The 10,748-nt window shown below is 54.5% G+C and carries 9 protein-coding genes; all 9 read left to right on the forward strand.

Annotated elements, in window-relative coordinates:
- Positions 1–68: 68 nt before the first annotated feature.
- A complete protein-coding gene (locus QIT27_RS16210) occupies positions 69–1,880 on the forward strand; it encodes a TonB-dependent receptor domain-containing protein (protein WP_285264398.1) in 1,812 nt (603 codons plus the stop codon).
- Positions 1,861–2,793 (forward strand): cobalamin-binding protein, encoded by a 933-nt coding sequence (locus tag QIT27_RS16215; RefSeq protein WP_285264399.1) that lies wholly within the window; start codon positions 1,861–1,863, stop codon positions 2,791–2,793. The genes QIT27_RS16210 and QIT27_RS16215 overlap by 20 nt, the downstream gene beginning before the upstream one ends.
- Positions 2,793–3,764, forward strand: coding sequence for a FecCD family ABC transporter permease (locus QIT27_RS16220; RefSeq protein WP_285264400.1), 972 nt, complete (start codon positions 2,793–2,795; stop codon positions 3,762–3,764). Before QIT27_RS16215 ends, QIT27_RS16220 begins: the two co-directional genes overlap by 1 nt.
- Positions 3,764–4,552, forward strand: a complete 789-nt coding sequence (locus tag QIT27_RS16225; protein ID WP_285264401.1) for an ABC transporter ATP-binding protein — start codon at positions 3,764–3,766, stop codon at positions 4,550–4,552. Before QIT27_RS16220 ends, QIT27_RS16225 begins: the two co-directional genes overlap by 1 nt.
- Before the next feature lie 14 nt (positions 4,553–4,566).
- Positions 4,567–5,874 carry a cobyrinic acid a,c-diamide synthase CobB gene (locus tag QIT27_RS16230; protein WP_285264402.1) on the forward strand — a complete coding sequence of 436 codons (1,308 nt, stop codon included), beginning with the start codon at positions 4,567–4,569 and terminating at the stop codon, positions 5,872–5,874.
- Between the two features lie 114 nt (positions 5,875–5,988).
- Positions 5,989–6,429 (forward strand): YtoQ family protein, encoded by a 441-nt coding sequence (locus tag QIT27_RS16235; RefSeq protein WP_285264403.1) that lies wholly within the window; start codon positions 5,989–5,991, stop codon positions 6,427–6,429.
- 40 nt (positions 6,430–6,469) lie between these two features.
- On the forward strand, positions 6,470–7,081 hold the full coding sequence (gene cobO / locus QIT27_RS16240; protein ID WP_285264404.1) for a cob(I)yrinic acid a,c-diamide adenosyltransferase: 612 nt from the start codon (positions 6,470–6,472) through the stop codon (positions 7,079–7,081).
- 653 nt (positions 7,082–7,734) lie between these two features.
- Complete coding sequence (locus QIT27_RS16245; protein ID WP_285264405.1) at positions 7,735–9,387, forward strand: RNA-directed DNA polymerase; 1,653 nt, start codon at positions 7,735–7,737, stop codon at positions 9,385–9,387.
- Positions 9,380–10,748: DNA polymerase (locus tag QIT27_RS16250; protein ID WP_285264406.1), on the forward strand; the 1,369-nt coding region annotated here is incomplete at its 3' end. The genes QIT27_RS16245 and QIT27_RS16250, both read left to right, overlap by 8 nt.

Genomic DNA, 10,748 nt, shown 5'->3' on the forward strand with positions numbered 1-10,748 from the left:
CTTGTGTGCCCCTGCCCGGTCACTAAAAACACGCTGTGCGGGTGAGCACAGCGAGCAAGGGACCCATCATGTTCAATCGTTTTCACTCCTCCGCCTCTCTGGCGGCCTTCGCCTTGGCAGCATTGCCCATGGCCGTTCAGGCGCAAACCGCGTCTCATACCGCGACGAACGCCTCCGACACGTTGAATCCTGTCGTGGTGACGGCCGCGCTGGCCCCGCGCACCGCCAACGATAGCCTCTCTTCGGTTACGGTGATCGACGAGGCCACGCTGCGCCGCCAAGACCCCGTGAGTATCACCGACCTGCTGCGCGGCCAGCCGGGCGTGGACGTTTCCAGTAACGGCAGCTTTGGTAAGAACAGCAGCGTCTTCATTCGCGGTACGGGCAGCGCTCAGAACGTATTGCTGATCGACGGCATTCGCCTGAATTCAGCCACCAGCGGCGGTGCCGCTTGGCAATCCCTCGAACCGCGCATGTTTGAACGCGCGGAAATCGTTCGTGGCCCTCGGGGCAGCCTGTACGGGGCCGATGCCATAGGCGGCGTGATTCAGTTGTTCACCCCGCAGGGCGAAGAGGAAGGCCCGCAGCCGAGCATCTCGGCGGGGGGCGGCTCGTTCAATACCCAGCGGCTGAGTGCCGGCATCAGTGGGAAAGAGGGCGGCACCCGCTATAGTTTTTCTGGCAGCCATTTCAATACCGACGGTCAGCCAGTGCGCCGTGATGGCGACGACAAAGGCTACGACAACACCTCCGCGCTGGCGCGCGTGTCGCACACGTTCGATAACGGTGCCGAAGCAGGCGTGTTGGCGCTGCGTGCCCGTGGGCATAACGAGTACGACGGTGGCGAAAACGATTTTGTCCAGCAGGTCGCAGGCGTGTACGGCGAGCTACCGCTGGCCGACAACTGGCGCAGTCGGTTAACGCTCAGCGAAGCTCGGGATGAAAGCGATAATTTCGCAGATTACGGCGATTCCGTGTTCAATACCAAGATACGCACGGCGCGTTGGGAAAATACCGTGACCGTGGGTGCCCACGAAGTCGTCGCCGGGGCCGAGTACAGTGAAGACCGCGTAGATAGCACCACCGCCTACGATGAAACCAGCCGCAGCAACGCTGCCGTTTTCACTCAAGCCCTGTTGGACTTCTCTCCCTTCACGCTACAAGGCAGCCTTCGCTTTGACGACAACGAGTCCTACGGCGAAGAAGTGACGGGCAGCGTTGGCGTAGGCTACGACGTGGATGGCCACCATACCCTGCGCGCTAACTATGGCACTGCGTTCAACGCGCCGACTTACAACCAGCTTTACTACCCAGGCTTTGGTAACCCGGACTTGGCGTCTGAAACCTCCGAGTCGCTCGAAGTCGGTGTGCGCGGCCAGTATGCCCGCTGGTTCTGGGATACGGCGCTTTACCAAACCGATATCGACAATCTGATTGCGGGCCAGGGGCTGCAGTTCAACGTACCGGAAACCCGTATTCGCGGTGCGGAGCTGAGTACCGGCGTCGAAGTGAATGAGTGGACGCTGGCTGCCGCGCTGACCTACACCGACCCTGAAAACCGTCTGACCGGCAAACGCCTGCAAAACCGCGCCTCGCAAAGCCTGCGCCTAGACGTAGACCGCGAGCTGGGGGAGTGGTCCTTGGGTGGCTCTTGGGTCGCGCAAAACCATCGGTATCGTGACGCGGCCAACGAAGATCGCCTGAGCGGGTATGGTTTGTTGAACCTGCGTGCAGGCTGGCAGTTTGCGCCGCTGTGGAGCGCTCGGGTAACGTTAGAGAACGTGCTAGACCAAGACTACGTCACCACGCGCTCGTTTGACGGCGCTGACTACATCAACGCAGGCCGGGCAGGATTCTTGAGTGTTCACTTTGGCCAATAAACAGCAGCAAATCGGCGGCGCCTTGAGCGCCGCTTTACTATGGCTAGGCAGCGGGATTGCCAACCCCCTTCATGCAGACAACCCCAGCCGCTGCGCGGTAGACGACCGGGGCCGGGAAGTGTGCTTGCACGCTTCGGCCAACCGCATTGCCACGCTTTCCCCGGGTGCGACGGAACTCACCTACGCCGCGGGCGCTGGGGATCAGGTGGTGGCCGTGGTGAGTTACAGCGACTACCCGCCGGAAGCCCAAGACGTGGCCTCGGTAGGCAGCCATACCCGTATCGATTTGGAAGCCCTGGTCGGGCTTGCCCCGGATTTAGTCATCGGCTGGGTCACCGGTAACCCCGCCGAGCAGATGGAAACCCTCGAAGCGCTGGGCATGCCGGTGTTCTACATCGAGCCGCGCAGCGTGGAAGACGTCGCCCACACCATCGAACGCTTAGCTCGCTTGGCCGGTACCGAACCGGTCGGGCGGCAGGCGGCGAATGCTTTCAGGGAAGGCATGGCGGCACTCACCGCCCGCTATAGCGACCGCGACCCGGTACCTACGTTTTATCAGGTGTGGGATGAGCCGCTGATGGGCGTCAGTGATAAACACCTGATTGGCCAAGTGGTGCAGCTGTGCGGCGGCGAAAACGTGTTTGGCGATCAGCACCGTTTAGTACCGCGTTTAGACGATGAAGCCGTGCTGGCAGCCAACCCCGAGACCATCATTGCCGGAGGCATGGGGGAGGAGAACCGCGACTGGCTCACCCACTGGGAGCAGTACCCCAACCTTGCCGCTGTGGAAGCGGGTAACCTCTATTTCGTGCCGCCTTCTTTAATTCAGCGGCCCACGCCGCGCCTGTTGGAAGGCGCGCAGATTCTGTGTGAAAAGCTTGAACAAACCCGCCAAAAGCGCGGGGCCTCTTGATGGTGGCGCGCCTGTGGCAACCCCTTGGCCTGCTGGCGCTGATTGCCGTGGCCGCCATGCTGTTTTCTCTGGCAGTGGGCAGCGCGCAGCTTTCGGCAGCGCAGCTCTGGGCGGTGGTGCAGGGCCAGGGCGATGCGCTGGCGCGCACCATGGTGATAGAGCTTCGCCTGCCACGGGCGCTTTCCGCCTTTGCGGTGGGCGGGCTGTTGGCGGTGGCCGGTGCGTTAATGCAGGTACTTCTCCGTAACCCGCTGGCGGACCCCTACGTGCTGGGGATTTCCGGCGGGGCATCCATTGGTGCGCTGGCGGCCATGCTGGCAGGCGTGGGTGGCGTGCTGATGTCCGGCTCGGCATTTATAGGCGCGCTGCTCTCTACGTTTTTAGTGTTTGGCTTGGCCCACGGCAGCGGCGGCTGGACGCCTTCTCGGCTGCTGTTAACGGGTGTGGTCGTGGCCGCAGGGTGGGGCGCGGTGATTACCCTGATGCTCGCGCTAAGCCCCGCCGAGCGGCTGCCGGGCATGCTCTACTGGCTGATGGGTGATTTATCCTACGCCCGCGCGCCGTGGCCGCCTTTGCTGCTGTTGATGGCCACCTGCGTGCTGCTGATACCGCTGGGGCGCAGCCTCAACGTGCTGGCCCGTGGCCCGCAGCAGGCCGCCGCCCTGGGCGTAGATGTTCGCCCGCTGGAGTGGGGCATCTACATTGCTGCCAGCCTATTAACCGCCGCCGCCGTGACCACCGCAGGCAGTATTGGGTTTGTGGGGCTGGTAGTGCCCCATATGCTGCGCCTGCTGTTAGGCAACGACCAGCGGCTGATTCTGCCCGCCTGCGCCCTGGCAGGCGGCACGCTGCTGGTACTGGCCGACACCTTAGCGCGAACGATGATTGCCCCCGAGCAGCTCCCCGTAGGCGTGATTACCGCGCTGCTGGGCGTGCCCACCTTCCTCTTTTTGCTTTACCGGAGCCGCTGATGACCCGCTTGGCGACTCAAGACCTGATCATCAACGTGCCGGGGCGCAGCGCAGGCACGGCGTTGAACCTCACCATCGAGCCAGGGCAGGTGTGGGGCGTGCTTGGCCCCAACGGGGCGGGCAAAACCACGCTGCTGCATACGCTGGCGGGGCTGAATGCCCCCCGTTCTGGTCAGGTGCTGATAGGCAACACGCCGCTTAGCCAACTGCGCAGGCGGCAAGTGGCCCAACGCCTAGGGCTGGTGTTTCAAGAGCGGCTAGACGGCTTTCCCGCCACGGTGCTAGAGACCGCGCTGATTGGCCGCCACCCGTACCTTTCCCTGTGGCAGATGGAAGGTGCCGACGACTACGCTCGCGCCGCGGCCGCCCTGGAAGCGCTGGATGTGGCGCATCTTCGCCACCGCTTGGTCAACACGCTTTCCGGCGGTGAACGCCAGCGGGTAGCGATGGCGACGGTGCTTACCCAAGCGCCCAATATTTGGCTGGCGGACGAACCCACCAACCACCTGGATTTACACCACCAAAGCGCAGTAATGGCGCTAATGGCCGAGCAGGCCGCCCAGGGCAGCGCGGTGATGATGTGCCTGCACGATTTGAATTTAGCCGCCCGCTGGTGCGACCACATTCTGTTGCTCTACCCCAGTGGCGAAGCCTGCTGGGGCCCACGGGACACCATGCTGGTGCCCAGTGCTCTAGAGCGGCTCTACCGCCAGCGGCTTGCCACGGTAGAAGTAGATGGCGCGCCGGTGTTTGTGCCCATCCAGGCACCCCTTACCGACCATGAGTGATTTAAGGAAGTAACATGTTGCAAGGTAAAGCACACGCGGCACTTATCAGCGCCCCCGGTTCCGGCCAGGGAAAATCTATGGTGACGGCGGCGCTGGCGCGGCTGCACCGTAACGCCGGGCGCACCGTGCGGGTATTCAAACACGGCCCCGACTACCTAGACCCCATGGTGCAGGAAGTCGCTTCCGGCCAGCCGGTGTATCAGCTTCACCCCTGGATGACCGGCGAGCACGAATGCCGCTGGCGCTTAGCCAAAGCCGCCCAAGAAGCCGACGTGATTTTGGTGGAAGGCTCCATGGGGCTATTTGATGGCTCGCCCTCCAGCGCGGACTTAGCCATTCTGGCGGGCATCCCCGCGCTGCCGGTGATCGATGCCTGGGGCATGGCACAAACCTTTGGCGCGGTGGCCCAAGGCCTTGCCAACTACCACCCCGACCTCGCCATTCATGAAGTGATCGCCAACCGCGTCGGCAGCCCCGGCCACGGCAAGCTGCTGAATGAGAGCATGCCGGAAGGCATTACGCTGCTGGGGGCAATTCCCCGTCATGACGCCATGAAAATCCCCGACCGCCACTTAGGCCTAGTGCAAGCCAGCGAGCTGAGCGGCCTGGATGCCCAGCTAGATGCCGCCGCCAAGGTGTTAGAAGAGGCCGGGCTAGGCCGCTTGCCCAAAGAGGTAACGCTAAGCGCTGACGCCCCCACGCCCGAACCGGACTATTTGCGCGGCGTGCGTATCGCTATCGCCAAAGACGACGCCTTTGCGTTTATCTACCGCGCGAATCTCGATGTATTAGAAGAGATGGGCGCGACGCTGCACTTCTTCTCACCGCTCAACGATTCTGCACTGCCAGAATGCGATGCCCTCTGGCTGCCCGGCGGCTACCCGGAGCTGCACGCCGCCCGCTTCAGCGCCAACCAGCCTATGCGAGAGGCGATCAGCGTTCACCACCGCGCAGGCAAACCCATTCTCGCCGAGTGCGGCGGGCTAATGAGCTGCGTTGAGCAATTAGTCGATGGCAAAGGCAGTGCCCACGCCATGCTAGGGCTGCTGCCCGGCACCGCCAAAATGGCTGGTAAGCTGACAGCACTTGGGCTGCAAAGCCTGGACACCCAAAGCGGCGAGCTGCGCGGCCACACCTACCACCACTCGCTGCTGGAAACCTCCATGCAGCCGCTGGCCCGCACCCGCAAACTGGCCGGTAGCGAAGCCGAACCGATTTATCGTGATGGTACCTTGGTAGCCAGCTACTTCCATGGCTACTTCCCTTCAGCGCCTAAACTGGTGGCGGATATCTTCACCGGCCAACTAATTCACCTAGCGTAGTTATAGATAGGGGACAGCGCAGCGACCCACCTAAAAATATGGAAGATTTTTCCATAAAGCAGCAGTGGGCTATCATAGAGCGGCGAAACACTCCCCAACCCTCAAGGAGCTACCATGAGCTTTTACGTCTACCTTTCCGGCGAGATTCACACTGACTGGCGTGAAGAGATCCAGCGCGGCGCAGAAGCGGCAGGCCTGGGTGTCGTCTTCACCGCACCGGTGACCGACCACGACGCCTCTGATGCCGCAGGCGACCATCTGGGCAAACCGGAGAACGGCTTCTGGCGCGACCACCAGTCTTCCAAAGTGAACGCCATCCGCACCCGCACGATGATCGAACAGGCGGATTTAGTGGTGGTGCGCTTTGGCGACAAGTACAAACAGTGGAACGCCGCCTTCGACGCAGGCTACTGCGCGGCACTGGCCAAGCCCTACATCACGCTGCACAGCGAAGAGATCGTTCACCCGCTGAAAGAAGTCGACGCCCAAGCGCAAGCCTGGTGCACCACCACCGATCAGGTCGTGGAAACTCTGCGCTACGTGCTGAAAGCATAAAACTTAGATCGTAAAAGATAGAACACCCCAAGGAGACCCCATGCGCGAAAATGCCAAAACTCCGGAACGCCATGCCCAGCGCATGGCGGCCAAGCAGAAAATCATGAACGAGCGCATTGCCCGCGCCGATAAAGAGCAGGGCATCTTGCTAGTGCTCACCGGCCCCGGCAAAGGCAAAAGCAGCTCCGGTTTTGGCATGCTCGCCCGCGCCCTTGGCCACGGCATGAAGGTTGGCGTGGTGCAGTTCATCAAGGGCGCGTTCAGCACCGGCGAAGAAGCCTTCTTCCGCAACCTACCCAACGTGGACTACCACGTAATGGGCGAAGGTTACACCTGGGACACTCAAGACCGCGAACGCGACGTCGCCGCCGCCAACGCCGCCTGGGAACAAGCCAAGCGCATGCTCCAAGATGACAGCTACCACATGGTACTGCTTGACGAACTCAACATCGCCCTACGCTACGAGTACCTCGACCTAGACCAAGTGCTCGACGACCTACAAGCCCGCCCCGAAATGCAACACGCCATCGTCACCGGCCGCTACGCCCCCCAACCACTCATCGACCTAGCCGACACCGTCACTGAAATGAAAGTGGTCAAACACGCTTTTAAAGACCAAGGCATTAAAGCTCAGAAAGGGATTGAGCTTTAAGGGGAGGGGCGAAACGTAAGTGGTGAATGGTGAGGAGAAAATAATCGAATCCTCACTACCCTGCGCTATGGCTATGGCTGGTGGCGGCCTTAAATTGTGGGAGGGAGCTTCAGCTCGCGACGATCAAGCCACAAAGCTCAACATTCTCTAAAACTAAATGTGGCCACCAGTGGGAGGCGGCTTTAGCTCGCGATAATAAAGCCACATAGCCCAATCCCGTAGCGCGGTGTAACGACTGAGCGAGAGCAACGAGCGAAGAAGGCACCCGCAGCGGCGGCCCGGCGCGAAGGCGGCGACTAGCCGCCCATTCACTGCACCCTAAGCAACTACCCACCTCAAGCTCAGCACTCACAGCCCGCCACTCCTCGACCCAACACATTTCCACAAAATTCTGCGTGACCTAAGCTAAATTTATGAATAGAGTATGATTGAATCGTTAAAATCAGCAGGCACGCGAATTTTAGATGTGCTGCCATGTGTCCGAAATAGTTGAACTGAAACAGAGGCTTATGATGGTTGAAGTGGCTATATGACATCAATAAACGTGCTGGCGTATTCAATTGAGTTATATGGAATGCTGTATAATCACTGTTATTTCGCAATGAGTTCTTCTGCATTTTGGATGTTTAGCTACAAGAAATTATAGGTATTTTGTGACACGTGATCTGGGTGAAAATCTTCTAGCATTTCCAATCAACATTGGGACCACACTAAAGCATCTCCGTCAAGACATGAGAGATGACTGGTTCTATGATGCTGTGCGGTATGAAGATCTTCTATCAAATGGCAAGAACCTTCACGAGATTCTTTCGCAAAATCTTGAGATAAACCATGGTGAATATAAGTCAGGTCATAAGGCTATATATGATGTTCCCAAAAGAGCGCTAGGGCTACGGTATACATTGGAATTAGACTTTTATGACAGGTTCCTATACCAAGCGATTTGTAGCTACCTAATTCCATATTTCGATCCACTTTTATCAAATCGCGTATTTAGTCATCGATACAATAAGTATGGTAAAGAGAAGTATCTTTTTAAGCATCGAATTGAGCTGTGGAATTCGTTCGAGAACATTAGCCATCTTGCGTTAGTCGATGATAAAACCCTTTTGGTAACTGATCTTCTCAATTACTTTGAGCAAATATCAATAGATGCTATTGAGAATGCGTTTATTGAGATGATATCTGCAATTCAAGCAGATGGGCCAGATAAAAATAAAATACGAAGCGCAGTAAGCACGTTGACGGCGTTGCTGAAAAAGTGGTGCTACAGTGAGAGGCATGGTTTGCCACAAAATCGCGATGCATCTTCATTTATTGCGAATGTGGTACTTGATGCGGTTGATAAAAACATGGTTGCAAAGGGGTACGATTACTTTCGCTATGTCGATGATATTAGAATCATATGCTCTGGCGAGCATCAAGCAAAAAGAGCGCTCAACGATCTTATTTTTGAATTAAGAAAGCTTGGTCTGAATATAAACTCGAAGAAAACTGTAATCCTTGATAGGGAAAGTGAAAATATCAAAGAGTTCTTTCCAAGTTCAGATGATACTATGACTCTTATAGATACCATGTGGAGGTCTAAGAGCAGGAAAGTGATCGCTCGGTCGATACCGGTATTATTTGAGTTTCTACAGAAACAATTAGATGAGGGAGAAACACAGAGTCGTCCTTTTCGCTACTGCATAAATCGATTTAAAACATTGATTTCTTCGAGCCTATTTGACTCTAAATCAATTCTGGCCAGTGAGATTGCAGATGTCCTAATTCGAGAACTTGATAGACAGCCAGTGTCTACTGATCAGTTTTGTAAGTTGTTGATGGATTTAGATTTATCTAATGATCAAAATCAATCAATTGCAGATTTCATAATGAATAAAGATATTGCCATACATGGTTGGCAAAATTATCACCTTCTTTTACTTCTGGCTTATAAGAGATTCAAAGCTGCTGACCTGGTGGAATACTGTAAAGCTCTGATTAGACAAGATGTTAATTGTCCCGAGGTCCCTGCGTGTTTTATATACCTTGCATCTATCGGGCTTGAAAGTGCAGTTGAAGAATTCATTGAGGACTTTAAGGAAACTTGGCCTTATCAGCACCAGAGATACTTTTTAATTGCACTTCAGAATACACCAAAGGAAAAACTGAAGCCTATGTTCGGTAAGGTAGGATATCGTCTACGGGGGACTGTGGCTAGACTGCAGGGGAATAAAAAGTTTCAAGGAGATACGGTGTATTTAAGGGATTTCAATACGACACTTATCGATGAAATATATGATGAGATATCTCCTTATGAGTAAGGGAAGGACTGTATATTTCACGTACCAGAAAGATTTTTCTGAAAGCGGTAGGGATCGATATTTTATATATGATGGTGAAGCTTTCACCGAAGTTTATTCTGAAGATGTTGTTTCACTTGATTGTTTCGTTGTGACTCATGATTTCTGGTTGATTTCCAGCTCGTTGTTTAAAAAGCATAATAGCTTGCCCTCGAAAGTTATAGATGTTGTTCTGCTGTCAAAGATAGCGATTGGAGTTAAATCGGTAGATGGAGATGTGCAGCCGTGGGATGTATCCAAAACTATTAAACCACTATTCCAGGTTGGTGATGACTTTGATAGTTATATGGATATGTATTATCGGCGTAAAGAGTTGGTTTATGACGTATACATGCTTTTTTCTCACAAGCTTGCTGAATACTTCGAAAAAATATCAACTTTGGCGTCAAATTCAGGAGAAATGGAAAGATTTTATAGTTTGGAGCTGCCTGTTTTTAACAAGCTAACGTTTTCAGCTTGCAGAGGTATTCGAGTAGACAATAGTGTTGTTAGAGAGCACAAAGACAATATTAAATTGGATTTCTATCGGCAGCTTAAGTTGTTCGCTGAGAAGCATCAAGTGCTTTACGAAATTCCCAGCGAAGGGGATGTCAGGGAGAAATTGATCAAGCTAGGCTATAACGTTCAGGATTATAGTCTTGATTTTTTGCTTGATTTTTTGCCTTCGCGTGATGGCTACTCCGATGACCTGCGAAGCCTTCGAAAGACGAATAAAACGTATAGAATATTTAATTCAATTTCGTCTGGTTCTAATAGACTGAGACCGATAGTTGAATCTCACTGGACTTCAACATCAAGAATATACCATAAGTCGCCAAACCTTCAGAACATATCCAAAAAATATCGGAATATTTTTATCCCTGATGAAGGGATGTCTCTTTGTTACGTGGATTATGACCAGTTTGAAGTTGGCATTATGGCAGCTATTTCATCTGATCCAAAAATGAAGGATATATATGAGAATGGAGATGCCTATAACGATTTGTCTGTTCGCGTATTTAATGATGAAAGAATGAGGAGAGCGGCAAAAATATTGTTTCTTTCTTATGTGTATGGAATGTCCCTCGAAAACATTGCCAGCGCTGTTAAAGGGTTGGGAGGGAATCAGAAAAATGCTCGCGAGTATTTCTCTGGTTTTTCTGTATTTGAAGCTTGGAAAGAATCGGTAAATAATGAGTTCTTGAAAAATGGCAGGGTTTCGACTATCGCCGCTAATTATTTAAACAGAGACTCAGATTCCGAGTTAACTGACAAGGAGAAAAGGATCTCAGTCAATCATGTTATTCAGGGTACTGCCACATATATTTTTAAGAGGGCGCTGT

The organism is Halomonas sp. LC1, from assembly GCF_030247125.1.
In the GTDB taxonomy this organism is placed as follows: domain Bacteria; phylum Pseudomonadota; class Gammaproteobacteria; order Pseudomonadales; family Halomonadaceae; genus Vreelandella.

What these genes read in the sequence shown, in the direction of transcription:
- QIT27_RS16210 (WP_285264398.1), top strand. Translation starts at nt 69, where the DNA reads ATGTTCAATCGTTTTCACTCCTCCGCCTCTCTGGCGGCCTTCGCCTTG.
- QIT27_RS16220 (WP_285264400.1), top strand. Translation starts at nt 2,793, where the DNA reads ATGGTGGCGCGCCTGTGGCAACCCCTTGGCCTGCTGGCGCTGATTGCC.
- QIT27_RS16225 (WP_285264401.1), top strand. Translation starts at nt 3,764, where the DNA reads ATGACCCGCTTGGCGACTCAAGACCTGATCATCAACGTGCCGGGGCGC.
- QIT27_RS16230 (WP_285264402.1), top strand. Translation starts at nt 4,567, where the DNA reads ATGTTGCAAGGTAAAGCACACGCGGCACTTATCAGCGCCCCCGGTTCC.
- QIT27_RS16235 (WP_285264403.1), top strand. Translation starts at nt 5,989, where the DNA reads ATGAGCTTTTACGTCTACCTTTCCGGCGAGATTCACACTGACTGGCGT.
- cobO (WP_285264404.1), top strand. Translation starts at nt 6,470, where the DNA reads ATGCGCGAAAATGCCAAAACTCCGGAACGCCATGCCCAGCGCATGGCG.